This window comes from Pseudodesulfovibrio thermohalotolerans (assembly GCF_021353295.2).
Lineage (GTDB): Bacteria > Desulfobacterota > Desulfovibrionia > Desulfovibrionales > Desulfovibrionaceae > Pseudodesulfovibrio > Pseudodesulfovibrio thermohalotolerans.
Map to the genome: position 1 here is coordinate 3,873,201 of NZ_CP120635.1, position 14,378 is coordinate 3,887,578.

At 62.5% G+C, this 14,378-nt stretch carries 15 protein-coding genes; 10 read left to right on the top strand and 5 right to left on the bottom strand.

Annotation, left to right across the window (positions count from 1 at the left end):
- Nucleotides 1-25 precede the first annotated feature (25 nt).
- Complete coding sequence (locus tag LF599_RS18180; protein ID WP_279521800.1) at nucleotides 26-1,342, top strand: hypothetical protein; 1,317 nt, start codon at nucleotides 26-28, stop codon at nucleotides 1,340-1,342.
- Nucleotides 1,343-1,661: 319 nt separating this feature from the next.
- On the opposite strand, the gene LF599_RS18185 is transcribed toward LF599_RS18180, so the two are convergent.
- On the bottom strand, nucleotides 1,662-3,107 hold the full coding sequence (locus tag LF599_RS18185) for a protein adenylyltransferase SelO (RefSeq protein ID WP_279521801.1): 1,446 nt from the start codon (nucleotides 3,105-3,107) through the stop codon (nucleotides 1,662-1,664).
- 5 nt (nucleotides 3,108-3,112) lie between these two features.
- Nucleotides 3,113-4,054: a phosphotransferase enzyme family protein gene (locus tag LF599_RS18190; RefSeq protein WP_279521802.1), complete on the bottom strand. Its 942-nt coding sequence runs from the start codon at nucleotides 4,052-4,054 to the stop codon at nucleotides 3,113-3,115.
- 239 nt (nucleotides 4,055-4,293) lie between these two features.
- On the opposite strand from LF599_RS18190, the gene LF599_RS18195 reads away from it, so the two are divergent.
- On the top strand, nucleotides 4,294-5,451 hold the full coding sequence (locus LF599_RS18195; RefSeq protein ID WP_269940314.1) for a pyridoxal phosphate-dependent aminotransferase: 1,158 nt from the start codon (nucleotides 4,294-4,296) through the stop codon (nucleotides 5,449-5,451).
- A complete protein-coding gene (locus LF599_RS18200; RefSeq protein WP_269940313.1) occupies nucleotides 5,448-5,783 on the top strand; it encodes a TraR/DksA family transcriptional regulator in 336 nt (111 codons plus the stop codon). The genes LF599_RS18195 and LF599_RS18200 overlap by 4 nt, the downstream gene beginning before the upstream one ends.
- Nucleotides 5,784-5,786: 3 nt before the next feature.
- Here LF599_RS18200 and LF599_RS18205 read toward each other — a convergent pair whose 3' ends face one another.
- The 3 genes from LF599_RS18205 to LF599_RS18215 all read right to left on the bottom strand — a co-directional run bounded on the left by LF599_RS18205 (nucleotide 5,787) and on the right by LF599_RS18215 (nucleotide 8,200).
- A complete protein-coding gene (locus LF599_RS18205; RefSeq protein ID WP_279521803.1) occupies nucleotides 5,787-6,764 on the bottom strand; it encodes a 4Fe-4S binding protein in 978 nt (325 codons plus the stop codon).
- An 82-nt stretch (nucleotides 6,765-6,846) separates the two neighbouring features.
- A complete protein-coding gene (locus LF599_RS18210) occupies nucleotides 6,847-7,632 on the bottom strand; it encodes a potassium channel family protein (protein ID WP_279521804.1) in 786 nt (261 codons plus the stop codon).
- Between the two features lie 7 nt (nucleotides 7,633-7,639).
- Nucleotides 7,640-8,200 carry a bacteriohemerythrin gene (locus tag LF599_RS18215; protein ID WP_269940310.1) on the bottom strand — a complete coding sequence of 187 codons (561 nt, stop codon included), beginning with the start codon at nucleotides 8,198-8,200 and terminating at the stop codon, nucleotides 7,640-7,642.
- Between the two features lie 275 nt (nucleotides 8,201-8,475).
- On the opposite strand from LF599_RS18215, the gene ffh reads away from it, so the two are divergent.
- The 7 genes from ffh to LF599_RS18250 all read left to right on the top strand — a co-directional run bounded on the left by ffh (nucleotide 8,476) and on the right by LF599_RS18250 (nucleotide 13,980).
- Nucleotides 8,476-10,011, top strand: a complete 1,536-nt coding sequence (gene ffh / locus LF599_RS18220; RefSeq protein WP_279521805.1) for a signal recognition particle protein — start codon at nucleotides 8,476-8,478, stop codon at nucleotides 10,009-10,011.
- A gap of 87 nt (nucleotides 10,012-10,098) precedes the next feature.
- On the top strand, nucleotides 10,099-10,338 hold the full coding sequence (rpsP, locus tag LF599_RS18225; protein ID WP_269940309.1) for a 30S ribosomal protein S16: 240 nt from the start codon (nucleotides 10,099-10,101) through the stop codon (nucleotides 10,336-10,338).
- 113 nt (nucleotides 10,339-10,451) lie between these two features.
- Nucleotides 10,452-10,685 carry a KH domain-containing protein gene (locus LF599_RS18230; protein ID WP_014323320.1) on the top strand — a complete coding sequence of 78 codons (234 nt, stop codon included), beginning with the start codon at nucleotides 10,452-10,454 and terminating at the stop codon, nucleotides 10,683-10,685.
- Nucleotides 10,686-10,832: 147 nt separating this feature from the next.
- Nucleotides 10,833-11,420, top strand: coding sequence for a ribosome maturation factor RimM (gene rimM, locus LF599_RS18235; RefSeq protein ID WP_279521806.1), 588 nt, complete (start codon nucleotides 10,833-10,835; stop codon nucleotides 11,418-11,420).
- Nucleotides 11,417-12,712: a tRNA (guanosine(37)-N1)-methyltransferase TrmD gene (trmD, locus tag LF599_RS18240; RefSeq protein WP_279521807.1), complete on the top strand. Its 1,296-nt coding sequence runs from the start codon at nucleotides 11,417-11,419 to the stop codon at nucleotides 12,710-12,712. Before rimM ends, trmD begins: the two co-directional genes overlap by 4 nt.
- Nucleotides 12,713-12,786: 74 nt before the next feature.
- Nucleotides 12,787-13,137, top strand: a complete 351-nt coding sequence (rplS, locus tag LF599_RS18245; protein WP_279521808.1) for a 50S ribosomal protein L19 — start codon at nucleotides 12,787-12,789, stop codon at nucleotides 13,135-13,137.
- A gap of 201 nt (nucleotides 13,138-13,338) precedes the next feature.
- Nucleotides 13,339-13,980 (top strand): ribonuclease HII, encoded by a 642-nt coding sequence (locus tag LF599_RS18250; protein WP_279521809.1) that lies wholly within the window; start codon nucleotides 13,339-13,341, stop codon nucleotides 13,978-13,980.
- The last annotated feature ends 398 nt before the right edge of the window (nucleotides 13,981-14,378 follow it).

Sequence of the window (14,378 nt, forward strand, 5' to 3'; positions counted from 1 at the left end):
TAAACCGGTTTTCCGGAGGTAACCCATGACCCCTGCCCCGCCGCCTCCTCCCAAAGACGACGCCGATGTGCGCGACGTGCTGAACGAACCCGCTGTCGATAGCGAAGGTTTCGACCTCGATTCCGTGGATGCGGATTTCGAGCAGGAACTCGAAGACCTGTTCGCCGACGACCTTGAGGATACTCCCGTTCCCGATGAGAGCGGCGGTCCCGTCGTGCTTGACGACGAAGTGGAAGCCGAAAAGGCCGCGCCCGCCGGTGAGGAACTGCTGGTCCTGGACGACGTGGTGGAGGAACCCGCCGCGGCCGAATCCGCGCCGGAGGCCGAGGAGCTTCTGATCTTGGATGATGTGGCCGAAGAGCCTGCCGAGGAAGTTGACGACGAGAGCGAGTTGATCGTGCTCGACGAGGTGGTGGAACTGGTCGAGAAGGCCGATGCCGCCGAGGGCGGGGCACAGGCTGTGACCGCCACCGAGGCCGTGGTGACCGACTTGGAGCTTCCCTCCGAGGAAGATGACGAGGAGGACGAAGAGATCATCAACCTCGACGATCTGGTCGAGGAGCCTGTCTCCTACGAGTCCCAAGAGGCCGAACAGGCCGAAGAGCTCGAAGAAGAGCCGCTCATTGATCTCGACGATCTGCTCGGGGAGGAGTCTCCGGCCGAGCCGGAAACGGAAATTTACGAGTCCGGGACGGAACCCGTCCGGGACGATGAGGCGGAGGGTGGTTTCGAAGATGCGCCCGCCGTCGAAGAGCCTCTTGCGGAGCCGGTCGACGAGGCCGTGCCTGCCGGTGAGGCGATGAACGAGTCCATTCCCGCCGAGGAGCTGGACGCCGTCATGGACGAGCCTGAAGAGGCCCGGTCTGCCGAAGACGAGGTGTTTGTCTCAGCGGCAGACGATCTGCCGAGCGCCGAGCCGATGGACGCCGAACTCACCGGCCTTGAAGAGCTGGGAGACGACGACATCGAGGATGTGGACAGCCTTCTGGACAACGTCGAGGTGGACGTGTCCGATGTTGTGGACACCGAAGCGGTAGACGCCGAGATGGATGACGACATGGTCATGGATTTGGACGAAGGGTCCCTGGACGAGGTGCTGGCCGTCGAATCCGAACCGTCCGACGTGGACATGGACGAGGAACCGGATCTGCTCCCGATCATTCCGGCCGGGGAGGGCGAGCCCACCCTGGCGGAACTCCAGGCCAAGGTCCGTCAGTTGGAGGGTCGGGTGGAGGAGCTTGAACTGCGCCTTCGCGACGAGATCGCCCAGATGGTCCCGGCGGAAGCCGCCAGAATCATCCGCGAGGAGATTGCGGCGTTGACCGCCGACTTCGACGAATAACGGAAAATTCCGATCGAGCGGTCCGCCCCGGATCGTTCCAGAAAATTTGTAAAGGCCTCACCTTCAGGGTGGGGCCTTTTTTCATGCGCATTCGGCCAAAGCCCGTTTCAAGCACTCCACTCCAAAGAACACAAAACCACCCGCTCCAATCTGTCTCATTTAAATCCTCTTCCCTAAAAAAAGACTGCCTGTACCTCCCGCGAAGCGGCAATAAAAAGTTTAGGAAAAGAAGGGGATGGGGGTCCGGGGGAAAGGGAGGAAAGAACCCTTTTCAAAGGGGTTTTCCTCCCCTTCCCCCGGTCGCCGGAGGCTCCTTCGCCTACGTGCCGCAGAAAGTCTGCTCGACGCGTTCCTCGGGTCGCGGCGGAGCGGCGTATTCGGCGTTTTCCGGCTGATCTTCGTAGGGCCGCCGGAGCACTTCGATGAGCCTGTCGACGAGGGTGAAGTCACCGACCTCAGCCGCCTGGATGGCCTGCTCGATGCGGTGGTTTCGCGGGATGAAGGCCGGGGTGGCGGAACGCATGGTTTCGCGGGCCGTGCCGACGGAGCCTGTCAGCGCCAGTCGGGCGCGCCAGTCGTCGAGCCAGTGGCGAATCTCCTCGTTTGTGGCGAAGAGGGCCGTGAACGGGGCCGGATCGGTCTGGGCGTCGCAGAGGGCGCGGAAGGCGTTGGTGAAATCTGTCCCGTTGCGCCGCATGAGATCAAGGAGACCGCGCGCCAGGGCAAAGGATTCGTCGTCGCCGGGCAGCCCGATCTTGCTGCAAAGCCCTTGCGTGTAGTGGGCGGCGAAAGCCGGGATGAACCGTTCCAGAACCGCCTCTCCCGCCGTATGCGCCCGGGATTCGTCGTCGTCCAGCAAGGGGATGAGACAGCCGCCGAGACAGGCCAGGTTCCAGGCCATGATGGTCGGCTGCCGATTGAAGGCGTAACGCCCGAAGTGGTCGATGGAGCTGAACACCGCCTCGGGGTCGTACTGGTCGAGGAAGGCGCACGGGCCAAAGTCGATGGTCTCGCCGCTCACGGCGGTATTGTCCGTGTTCATGACGCCGTGCACGAAGCCGACGCACATCCATCGGGCCATGAGCTCGGCCTGGGCGGAACAGATGGCCTCGAACAAAGCGAGATACGGATTGTCCGCCTGGCTCGCGGACGGGTGGTTGCGTTCGATGACATGATCGGCAAGTTGCCGGACGGCGTCTTCCATGCGCCGTGCCGCGAAATATTCAAAGGTGCCCACGCGCACGAATCCGGATGCGACGCGGGTAAGGACCGCGCCGTGAAGCTCGGCTTCGCGGAACACGGGCTGGCCGGTCGATGTCATGGCCAGGGCGCGGGTGGACGGGATGCCCATGGCGTGCATGGCCTCACTGACCACGTATTCGCGCAGGACCGGCCCGAGCGGGGAGCGGCCGTCGCCCCCGCGCGAGAATTTGGTGCGGCCGGAGCCCTTGAGCTGGATGTCGAACCGTTCGCCCGCCTTGTTGACGGTTTCGCCCAGGAGATGCGCCCGGCCGTCGCCGAGCTGCGGAACGAACTGGCCGAACTGGTGGCCCGCGTATGCCTGCGCGATGGGTTCGGAGCCGGGCAGGAGCCGGTTGCCGGAGAACAGGGCGGCCAGGTCGGCGTCGTCTTCGGGCAGATCGAGCTCAAGGCGTTCGGCCAGGGGCCGGTTCAGCCGAATGAGCGAGGGCGCGGCGACCGGTTCCGGGTCGATTCGCTGATAAAAGGGCTCGGGAAGATGCGCGTAGCTGTTGATGAAGCGCATGGCGTTCATTCCCCCAGGAGGTTGAACCAGGCCGGGAGCAGAGTGTCCAGCGAATTGGCCAGCAGGCGCATGTAGTGGGCCTCGATCCCGATCATTTCCTCGTCGCGGCGGCGGAGCCATTCGGACATCCAGGCGAAGCGGAGGGCGAGCACCAGTTCCGGCAGCAGGGAGAGGGAGGTCCGGTCCAGGCACACTCCTTGCCGCAGGGTTTGCAGTAGGGCCGGGGCCAGGCCGCGCACCAGGGCGTGCGGGTCCTCGATGCCAACGCAGCCGAGACAGTTGGCCGCGTCGAACAGGCAGGGACGGATTCCGGCGAACTCCCAGTCGATGACGGCCGCGGCGGACGTGCCGTGCCAGATGATGTTCAGGGGGTGAAAGTCTCCGTGGCAGAAGGAAACCGGCAAACTAGGCCACGCCTCGAAGAGAGGCGTCAGCGCGGGCAGGACCGGGGAGAGGGCTTCATGGAGGTCCGGCCTGCGACCGGCCATGGCCGCCATCAGTTCGTCGATGTATCCCTCCAAGAGGAAGGCCGGTTCGTCGTCGAATTCGTGAATGCAGCCAGAGACCTCGCGCAGGCGGCAGAGGAACTTGCCCAGGCTCTCGCCGCGCGCGGCATCCTCTATGTATTCGGGCTGGGGGAGCGGGTCGCCGGGGATGAACGGGGAGAGCTGGTGCTGCTGTCCCTCGTGTTCGATCACGAAACGTCCGTCCGGCCCGGCCAGGTAGGCGGGCACGGGCAATCCGGCACGGCTTAGCCTGTCCAGGGCGCGGGCGATGCGCTCGCGCCTGTCAAACTGGCCCGGGCGCAGTGTTTCGAGCATCCAGACGCGGCCCTGGTCATCTTCCTCGGCGCGGCGGGACAGGCATCGCTCGGGGCTGCCGGGCAGAACGATATCCGTGCGGTGGCGGCCGGAGGACAGCCCCCAAAGGGTGAGCAGATCGGTCATGACGGGCTTACTCCATGTCCGGAGCGGTCCGGATCGCGGCGGCGGTGTCGAGGCCGGTGGTGATTTTCATGGTGAGGCGGCTCCCTGGGAAAAGGTTGTCGTATTGAGGGCTATATGAATATGGGAGCCGGGCGTCAACCTGCGAACCTGTTTCGGGACGGATCGGGGTTTTATTCCGGTGTGAAGTCATATATGTTTATCCTTTGTCTTTGTTATCCGTTTCAATGAGAGAGTACCCCATGTCGCTGAAAGTGAGCAAGCGCAGGCCGCTTGTGTCCCAGTCGGAAATTCGGAACATGACCCTTGAATGCGCCCGGGTGTCGGGCGTGAACCTGGCCCAGGGCGTGTGCGACCTGCCCGTGCCTGAACCTGTCATTCGGGGCGCGGAAGAGGCCATGCGCGCGGGAGCCAATATCTATACCCGCTTCGACGGGCTGGCTCGCCTGCGGGAGGCCGTCGCGGCCAAGCAGCGGCGGTTCTCCGGCATGGAGGTCGACCCGAACGGACAGGTGGTTGTCTCGGCCGGAGCCACGGGCGCGTTCTACTCCGCCTGTCTGGCCCTGCTGGACGAGGGGGATGAGGTCCTGGTTTTCGAACCGTACTACGGCTACCACATCGTGACCATGGCTTCCCTGGGCATCAAGCCGGTCTACGCCACCCTGGAGCCGCCCGAGTGGGGATTCTCCGCCGAGGACCTGGAACGGGCCGTGACCGCGAAGACCCGCGCCATCATCTTGAACACCCCGTCCAACCCGGCGGGCAAGGTTTTTACCCGCGAGGAACTCGCCCTTGTCGCGGATTTCGCCGAGGCTCACGACCTGTTCGTGTTCACCGACGAGATATACGAGCATTTCGTCTTCGACGGCCGCGAGCACGTGTCCCCGGCGACTTTACCCGGCATGGCCCGGCGGACCGTCACCATTTCAGGGCTTTCCAAGGTTTTTGCCATCACCGGCTGGCGGCTCGGCTACGCCATCTGCGATCCCGAATGGGCGTTGGCCATCGGTCATTTCAGCGACCTGGTCTACGTGTGCGCGCCCGCGCCGCTGCAACTCGGCGCGGCCAAGGGATTGGAGGAGCTTGGCCCGGAATATTACCAAGGGGTGTCCGACGACCACCAGCTCAAGCGGGACAGGTTCTGCGACGCCCTGCGTTCGATCGGGCTGACGCCGCATGTCCCGGCCGGGGCGTATTACACGCTCGCCGACGTGACGTCCCTGCCCGGGAAGACCGCCAAGGAGCGAGCCCTGTACCTGCTGGAAAAGACCGGCGTGGCCTGTGTGCCCGGCTCGGCCTTTTATTCCGGCCCGGTGGGCGAGACGTTGGCCAGGTTCTGTTTTGCCAAGGAAATGAATGTGTTGGAGGACGCCATGCAACGGATGGGGAGGCTATCGTGACCGAAAAGGAAAGAGCGGAATTCAAGCGGTTTGCCGCCGAAGAGATCGCGGCTCTGGAAACGGAGATCCCCCGGCTCGCGGAACTGGTCAAGCCCGTGGCCCCGGACAACGCCATCGGGCGCATCTCGCGCATGGACAATATCGTCAACCAGTCCGTGGCCGAGGCCCAACTCTCCAAGGCCAAGGTGCGCCTGGCCCGGTTGCGGGAGGCCATGAAACGGGCGGACGAGGACGAGGAGTTCGGCCTGTGCCTGGATTGTGGGGACCCCATACCCATGGCCCGGCTCAAGGCCATGCCCGAGACCGGTTACTGCGTGGACTGCGCCGAATAGGGGCTACAGGGCCCCGGCGGCCATCGTGTAGAGCCGCTTGAGCATGTCCGGGGGCAGGGGGTTGTCCCAGACGCCCGCGTAGCCCGCCCATATTCTCGCCGCGATCAGGACCAGCACGGCCCCGACAGCCACGGTCGGCCACGGGATGCTGTGTCCAACAGCCTTGAATTCGAGACATCCGTTCACCGGACAGGCCCCCACGCATTGGCCGCAGCCGATGCAGTCCGGGGAGAGAACGCGATCCTTCTTTTCCACTTGTATGCCCGAGGGGCAGCGGGCCGAGCATCTGCCGCAGTGCGCGCAGGCTTCGGCGTCTCGCTGCACGCGCACCGGCCCGAACCAGGCGATGAGGCCCAGGAGCGCGCCATAGGGGCAGAGATAGCGGCACCAGAAGTTGCGCACCACGAGGCTGAGCAGGGCGAGGGCCGCGAATATGGCCAGAGCCGTGCCGGACGGATGCAGAAAGAAGTCGAGCATCCTGGCGTCCGAGGTCATGTTGAACGGACTGCGCAGGAAGGATTCCAGTGAGCGCGGGCTCATGGAAAAGACCGCGAACAGGAAGCCGCTCATGAGCACGTATTTCAGGGCGTGGAGGGGCAGGTCGAGCCAACGGGGCGGAATCTTGGCCAGTCCCATCCTGCGTCCGGCCCGTTCCAGCAGGCCCGAGAGGAACCCCACCGGACAGATGTAGCCGCAGAATCCCTTGCGGAAGAGAAAAGCCATGACCAGTGCGGCCAGGAACACGGCCAGCCCGGCCGGGTGCGCCTGGTCCCAGAGGCCGGAGGCCAGAAGTCTGCGGAAGCCGAGCAGCGCGCTGATGGGCAGGAAACCTTCCACCGCGCCGGGTTTGGGCACGAAGACATCGGATCGGCCTGCGGCCCAATCGAGGAAGAGGATGAAGCGGTAGCCCGCGTAGAGGGAGAAGAGGGTGAAAGCCGCCTGGACGGCTTGCCGGAAACGCTCGGGAGTCATTTTTGTCATGGGAACCTATCCTGTCAGGCGGGTCCCTATACTCATCGCGTCCGGACCGCAACCGGCTGCAAGCGGCTGCACAAGCGGCGGGTTACTTCCGATCCTTCTTTTTGCCGCCCACGCCCCTTGTGATGATGCCGACCGTCAGCGCGAACATGAAGTAGCTGATGAGGCTCTGGACGACGAGCAGGACCTTGCCGTCCCATGTGTGGGGCACTATATCGCCGAAGCCGAGCGTGGTCATGGTGACTACCGTGAAGTAAAGGGAGTCCAGCAGGGGCTGGGCGTCGCCGGTTCCGAAACCGAAGGGCGGGGGCGAGCCTGCCAGGAAGTGCATTCCCTCCAGAGTCGCGTTGACCAGTGTGAAGCCGATCAGGGTGGCCAGGTAGATGCGCAGGAGTTCGCCCACATCGGTCCAGCGTATCTCGCTGTCGGGCACAAGCAGGGCCACGGCGCGGTGCGTGAAGGCGTGGATGTTCCAGCCCAGGACGGACAGGACCAGGATGGCGAGGCAGAGGACGCCCCAAACGCTGAGGGTCAGAAGGATGTCCGCCGCTCCGGCCAGAAAACCGACGGTGGCGGCGTAGCGCAGGCGCGCTCCGGTGTATAGCCCCAGCGTGGTCCGCCAGCGGCGGCGTAGGCGCCGGTTCCTGTTCAGGTGATAGGCGACGGTGGCGGCTGCCACGGCCGCTCCGTTGAGCGCGGCCAGGAGCAGCACCCGGGCGTTTCCGTCCGGCAGCGCCTTTGGCCTGGGCATTTCACTTGCCCCGAGCAGCAGGACGGCTCCTACAAAGAAGCAGGGCACGAAGTGGGTCAGCCAGACCTGGATGAAGAGCGGTTCCCTGGGATGCTGCATGTCTGTGAATCGCTCGGGCATTGGCGGCCTATGCCGTTTCTTCGATGGCCTTGGCGAACTGCTTGTAGCTCACGGTGACGATGGGCTTGTCCAGGAGCGAGTCGACGAGCCGGATATGCAAAGCGTCCCTGTCCTCGTGCGAGAGCCCGGCCAGAACGTCTCCGTAGTCGCGGTCGTTGGTCTTGATATGCGTGACCCACCACTTCGCGATGGGCCGCAAGAGGTCCGAGCCGCTGTCGCCGGATTGCACCCGGAGCATGATGTCATGGCGCAGACGGGGCATGATCTCGCTGCGGAAAACATGGTGGCGCAGTTTGTGCTGCTCCGTTGTTTCGACGGAGTATCCGAATTGGTCCGCGAGAATATCGAGAATCCGTTCCTCCAGTTCAAGGTGTTGCTGGGTGAATCGGCTCAGAAAGCTGAATATGTTGGAGAGATTCTTTTTGGTGGGGTTGAATTCCCCGGCGTTGAGCTTCCGCCACCACGTGTCGATGAGCCGCAGGATGCTGCGGTGCTGGCTGTCCAGATTTTCCATGTGGACGGAGAGGTCCGGGGTCCAGATCAGGGCTGTTTTCGGTTTTGCGTTCATATTGTATCGTCGGAGTTTGTTTCGGATAATATATATATTATCATGCCCATGTCCAGCCGGGAGCGGTGTGGCGGGCCAGGACGGCGAAGGCTGAACGCGCCGGTTCTAATGCGTTTCGGCAGCGGTTTGCCGAAGGGGTGTTTCCCCCCGGAGCGGCCCGCTGCCCTTGACTATCCGGGGAATCTGGCTTAACAAACGTCCTCTTTGCCCGCGCTGGACGCTGGTCTCTACGCAGGTAAAAATAATAATTTTATTTATTTCAGGGAGTTGATAAGTTGTTCGAGAGCTTGCAAGAAAGACTCAGCTCCACCTTCTCCAAGTTGGGCGGCAAAAAGACCCTTGATGAGAACAATATCAAGGAGGGTTTGAGGGAGGTGCGTCTCGCGCTTCTCGAGGCCGACGTCAACTTCAAGGTGGTCAAGCAGTTCGTTGACCAGGTCAAGGAACGTGCTCTCGGCGACGAGGTCCTCAAGGGGCTTGAGCCCGGCCAGCATTTCATAAAGATCGTCAACGAGGAGCTCGTGGAGCTTCTGGGCGGCGAGCAGAAGGACCTGGACCTCAAGGCCCGGCCCCTGAAGCTGATGATGGTCGGCCTTCAGGGCTCGGGTAAGACGACTTCCTCGGGCAAGATCGCGCTCTATCTGCGCAAGCACCACGGCAAGAAGCCGTACCTGGTGCCCGCGGACGTCTATCGCCCGGCGGCCATCGACCAGCTCAATACCCTGGCCCGCCAGCTCGATGTGCCGGTGTATCCGTCCACCACGGACATGGACCCGGTGGACATATGCCGCGACGCCGTGACCAAGGCCGAGGAACTGGGTTGCGACCTGATTCTTTTCGATACGGCGGGTCGTCTGCACATCGACGAAACGCTGATGGGCGAGCTTGAGAACATCAAGCGCGAGTGCGAGCCGCAGGAAATCCTGTTCGTGGCCGACGCCATGACCGGCCAGGATGCCGTGACCGTGGCCGAGAGCTTCAACGAGAAGCTCGGCATCACCGGCGTTGTCCTGACCAAGATGGATGGCGACGCCCGAGGCGGCGCGGCCCTGTCCATCAAGACCGTCACCGGGCGGTCCGTGAAGTTCGTGGGCGTGGGCGAGAAGCTCTCCGAGCTGGAGCTTTTCCACCCGGACCGTATCGCCTCGCGCATCCTCGGCATGGGCGACATGATGACCCTCATCGAGAAGGCGCAGGGCCAGATCGACGAGGACGAGGCCAAGGCCATGGCCGAGAAGATGGCCAAGGCCGAGTTCGATTTCGAAGACTTCCTCGGCCACATGAGGAAGCTCAAGAAGCTCGGCTCCATGGAGGGACTGCTCAAGCTCATTCCCGGCATGGGCAACATCATGAAGCAGCTTGGCGACAACGCCCTGCCCGAGGATGAGTTGAAGCGCACCGAGGCGATCATCTCTTCCATGACCCTCAAGGAGCGCCGCCAGCCCGACCTGCTCAAGAATGTGAGCCGCAAGGAGCGCATCGCCAAGGGTTCGGGCGTGAAGCTCGCCGACGTCAACGCGCTTATCAAGAATTTCAAGCAGATGAGCAAAATGATGCAGTCCATGATGGGCGGCGGCAAGAAGAAGGGCAAGTTCGGCCTGCCCAAGCTGCCCGGCCTGGGCGGGGGTGGAATGCCCGATCTGAATGCGCTTGGGGGCGGAATGCCCGGAATGCCCGGAATGCCCGGAATGCCTGGTATGCCTGGCATGGAGGATGACGGCCCCAGGCGGACCGTCTCCAAGAAGACGCTCAAAGAGCGCAAGAAGAAAAAATTGAACAAAAAGAAGAACAAGAAGGGTCGCAAAAAGTAGGCGGCCGACAACTTAGGTCCTTCAGTGATAAAACTTGCCATCTCGTGGGCAAAAACGTATTAATTAACTATTGGGAGTATAAGAACCATGGCAATGAAAATCAGACTGACCCGGATGGGTTCCAAGAAGCGTCCCTTCTACCGCGTCGTGGCTCTGGAGAGCACTACCCGCCGTGACGGACGTCCTGTCGAATACCTCGGGCACTACAACCCCATGGTCGAGCCGAATGAGATCGTTCTCGACATGGAGAAGATCGAAAAGTGGTTGGAAAAGGGCGCTGAGCCCAGCAACACGGTTCGTTCTCTGATGAAGAAGGCCGGCAAGTAGCTTGCGCTTCTTCCCACAGGCGGGTCTCGTCGGCCCGTCCTGCAGGGTCCGGATCACGTTTGGCAGCTCATATTCACGGCGCGCGGCGACGCGTCGGCACCGGAGGTGACGTCATGTTGAAAGAGATGATTGAGTACATTGCCAAGTCCCTGGTGGACAACCCGGACGAAGTGCAAGTTTCTGAAGTCGAAGGCGAGCAGACCTCGGTTATCGAGCTGAAGGTGGCCAAGGAAGACCTTGGCAAGGTGATCGGCAAGCAGGGCCGCACGGCGAGAGCCATGCGCACTTTGCTCGGAGCCGCTTCCACCAAGGCGAGAAAACGCTCCGTTCTGGAGATCCTCGAGTAGCTTTCTCGTTTGAGAACGGCTGAACATTTGCACGTCCGCGTGAGGGCTTGAAAAGGCCTGAGGCGAGACGCGAACGATCACGGACCGGCGTGCGGGCTTGCCCCGCGCGGCGGCCCCGGTCTTTTGCAGCAAGCGAACGGATGGCCCATGAAAGAAGAGCCCGGTTTCATCCCCGTGGGCGGGGTGGTAAAGGCGCACGGAATCAGGGGGGAGTTCGGCATACGGTGCTATGCGGACTCCCCGACCCTTTTCGACGGCACGCCGCTGTTCCTGTCCAACGGAAAGGGACGCCCCAGACCCATTGAGGTCAGCGCATGGCGTGAGCACAAGGACCTCGTCCTGATAACCTCTCCCCAGGTCCGGGATCGCGACCGGGCCGAGGCCCTGCGCGGGAGCGAACTCCTGGTGCGCGCCGAAGACCTGCCCGACCTCGACGAGGGCGAGCACTACCTGTATCAGCTTGTCGGCTGCCGGGTGGTTCTGGAGGACGGAAGCGAGGTCGGTGAGCTCAAGGGGTACTACGAGACCGGCGAGCAGGACACCTGGGTCATCGTCGACAAGGCTGGCACCGAGATTCTTCTGCCCGCCGTGCCGGAGTTCGTCCTGGACATCGACCTGGACGCCGAAGTCATCGTCATCGAGCCGCCCGAAGGGCTGCTGGACCTGTACCTCAACCCCGAGCCGCCCAAAAACAAGACGGGCCGCCCCCCGCGCCGCAAGAAGCAGACTTCATGAATTTTCACCTCGTCTCCATCTTCCCGCACTTTTTCGAGTCGCCCTTTACCTGCGGCCTCATGTCCAAGGCCGTGGAGACCGGGCTGGTCAAGCTCGACTGCGTGGACGTGCGGCAGTTCGCGGGCGGTGTCCACAAGTCCGTGGATGACCGTCCCTTTGGCGGCGGGCCGGGGATGCTCCTCAAGCTCGACCCCATGATAAAGGCGCTCGACTCCATCGAGTCCCGGGGGCGGGTCCTCATGCTTTCCCCGCGCGGCAAGCCCCTGACTCAGGCCCTTTCCCGCGAACTGGCGGACCAGGAGGACCTGACCGTCATCTGCGGCCGGTACGAGGGTATCGACGAGCGGCTCCTTGATCTCTATCCCATTGAGCTGGTGTCGGTCGGCGATTTCGTGCTCAACGGCGGAGAGGCCGCGGCCGTCTGTCTGGTCGAGTCCGTGGCCCGGCTCCTGCCCGGGTTCATGGGACACGAGGAATCCGGCGACGAGGAATCCTTTTCAGCCGGACTGCTCGAATACCCGCACTTCACCCGGCCCGAGGACTTCGATGGTCTGGCCGTGCCCGAGGTGCTTCGCTCCGGCGACCACGGCAAGATCGCCGAATGGCGTCGAGATCAATCCCTGACCGCCACTCTGCGCGACCGGCCCGACCTTCTGCCCGAGGCGCGGCTGACCGTTGAGGACGTCGATTTTCTGCGGACCCTGCCGCGCACCCGACTCGGCCGCAATCTGTATATCGCCCTGTGCCACTACCCCGTGACCAACAAGTTCGGGGAAAAGGTGGCTGTGTCCGTGACCAACCTGGACCTGCACGACATGGCCCGCGTGGCCCGCAGTTACGGTCTGGGCGGGTTCTACGCGACCACGCCCATAGAGGACCAGAAGGCCCTGGCCGAAAAGCTTCTGGGCCATTGGCGCGAGGGCGCGGGCTCGCGCGCTAATCCGGACCGGGCCGAAGCATTTTCCAAAGTCAAGGTTTTTGATGATATCGAGAGTGCGGTCCTTGACATTGAGGCGCAAACAGGGCAATGTCCGCGCCTCGCGGCTACTTCAGCTCGGCTGGATCGCCGCAAGCAAGCCCAGCCCGCCCTGACCTTTGGGGAAGTGCGAAGCTGGCTCGCCAACACTCCGGTATTATTGATTTTTGGTACCGGACACGGTCTGGCGGAGGAAGTCCTCTCCAAAACGGACGGCATTGTGAGGCCGCTTCGGTATTTGGATGACTACAACCATCTGTCTGTACGCAGCGCGGTGGCGATTATCGTCGACCGGCTCGTCGCGGATGAGTACTAGAGGCGGATAATTCCTTTCCGTCGCTTCGGCGGCGCGAGGATTGTCCAGCACTCTTCACTTTTAAGGAGATCATCATGGACATCATCAAGAAAATCGAAGCCGAACACATCCGCTTGGATATGCCCGATTTCAAGGCCGGCGACACCGTCAAGGTGCACTACCGGATTATCGAGGGCGAGAAAGAGCGCATCCAGGTCTTCCAGGGCGCGGTTCTGCGTCGCCGTCGCGGCACCACCAACTCCACCTTCACCGTTCGCAAGATTTCCGACGGTATCGGCGTGGAGCGCGTGTTCCCCATGCATTCCCCCTTCATTGACCGCGTCGAAGTGGTCTCCGAGGGCAAGGTTCGCCGCTCGCGCATCTACTACCTGCGTAACCTGCGCGGTAAGGCCGCCCGCATCAAGTCCAAGCAGATCTGGGAATAGTTTTTCGGATAGGCGGCGCGATCCGCGACGCCGGTTCCCTAAAACATATCAGATTATATGGATATATATGCCCGGAGTGTTTAACTGCACTCCGGGCTTTTGTGGTTTTGACTCAGGCCGGCTGCCGTTGCGCGGCCCTAGGTCGGCCGAGCGGTCTCCGCGCTTCCCTTCCCGGTCCGTTTCAGGCACAACAGCTCCATCATGACGCAGGGGTCGCTTTTCATATCTTCAGGATTCTCCCCCATCGAAATCGCCGGGGTCGACGAGGCTGGGCGCGGGTGTCTGGCCGGGCCGGTGGTGGCAGGGGCGTGCATCCTTCCCGCCGAATACGATCTGCCGGGGCTGAACGACTCCAAGCAGCTTACCGCCGAGAAGCGCGAGACGCTTTATCCGCTCATTCGCGAGCAGGCCGTGGCCTGGGGGCTGGGCGTGGCCTGGCCGTGGGAGATCGACCAGATAAACATCCTCCAGGCTACGTTCCAGGCCATGGGCAGGGCCGTGCGGGCCATGAAGGTCCACCCCCGGTTCCTGCGCATCGACGGTGACAAGATCGTCCCGAAGCACGCGCTGCTGCTCGATATCCCCCAGGAGTGCGTCATCAAGGGCGACGGCACGGTTCCAGCCATCTCCGCCGCGTCCATCCTCGCCAAAACCTTCCGCGACCGCCTCATGGTCAGCCTTGCCAAACGATATCCCGGCTACGGCCTGTCCCAGCACATGGGATACGGCACCAAAACGCACGTAGAGGCCATACAAACCCTTGGCCCCTGCCGAATCCATCGCCTGACCTTCAAGAAGGTCAAACCAGAAGACAAACCGCAGGTCCAGGGCTCCCTCTTTTAGGGGATGCCTCCGGCTGCCGGGGCGCTGCCCCGGACCCCGCCAGGGAACCTTTTGAAAAAGGTTCCCTGGACCCTCCCAAACTTTTTGTGTGCCTTCGGCAGGGGCATTCGAGTGCGGGCATATTGGATTCTGGCCGCTATTGCGATCCATGCGTTTCTAAATGATAAGTCAGCGACAAAAAGAATTGGAACGGAGAGGATGCCTCCGGCGGCCGGGGCGCTGCCCCGGACCCCGCCAGGGAACCTTTTGCAAAAGGTTCCCTGGACCCTCCCAAACTTTTTGTGTGCCTTCGGTAGAGGCATTCGAGTTTTGGTGTGTGGAATTTTGGATGATGTTTGTCGTTCATCAAAGAAGGCAAACTTCGACCCAAACCGCGAAGCGGCTACAAAAAGTTTAGG

What these genes read in the sequence shown, in the direction of transcription:
- LF599_RS18230 (WP_014323320.1), top strand. Translation starts at nt 10,452, where the DNA reads ATGTTGAAAGAGATGATTGAGTACATTGCCAAGTCCCTGGTGGACAAC.
- LF599_RS18180 (WP_279521800.1), top strand. Translation starts at nt 26, where the DNA reads ATGACCCCTGCCCCGCCGCCTCCTCCCAAAGACGACGCCGATGTGCGC.
- rpsP (WP_269940309.1), top strand. Translation starts at nt 10,099, where the DNA reads ATGGCAATGAAAATCAGACTGACCCGGATGGGTTCCAAGAAGCGTCCC.
- LF599_RS18250 (WP_279521809.1), top strand. Translation starts at nt 13,339, where the DNA reads ATGACGCAGGGGTCGCTTTTCATATCTTCAGGATTCTCCCCCATCGAA.
- trmD (WP_279521807.1), top strand. Translation starts at nt 11,417, where the DNA reads ATGAATTTTCACCTCGTCTCCATCTTCCCGCACTTTTTCGAGTCGCCC.
- LF599_RS18205 (WP_279521803.1), bottom strand. Translation starts at nt 6,764, where the DNA reads ATGACAAAAATGACTCCCGAGCGTTTCCGGCAAGCCGTCCAGGCGGCT.
- LF599_RS18185 (WP_279521801.1), bottom strand. Translation starts at nt 3,107, where the DNA reads ATGCGCTTCATCAACAGCTACGCGCATCTTCCCGAGCCCTTTTATCAG.
- rimM (WP_279521806.1), top strand. Translation starts at nt 10,833, where the DNA reads ATGAAAGAAGAGCCCGGTTTCATCCCCGTGGGCGGGGTGGTAAAGGCG.
- LF599_RS18195 (WP_269940314.1), top strand. Translation starts at nt 4,294, where the DNA reads ATGTCGCTGAAAGTGAGCAAGCGCAGGCCGCTTGTGTCCCAGTCGGAA.
- LF599_RS18190 (WP_279521802.1), bottom strand. Translation starts at nt 4,054, where the DNA reads ATGACCGATCTGCTCACCCTTTGGGGGCTGTCCTCCGGCCGCCACCGC.
- LF599_RS18210 (WP_279521804.1), bottom strand. Translation starts at nt 7,632, where the DNA reads ATGCCCGAGCGATTCACAGACATGCAGCATCCCAGGGAACCGCTCTTC.
- rplS (WP_279521808.1), top strand. Translation starts at nt 12,787, where the DNA reads ATGGACATCATCAAGAAAATCGAAGCCGAACACATCCGCTTGGATATG.
- LF599_RS18215 (WP_269940310.1), bottom strand. Translation starts at nt 8,200, where the DNA reads ATGAACGCAAAACCGAAAACAGCCCTGATCTGGACCCCGGACCTCTCC.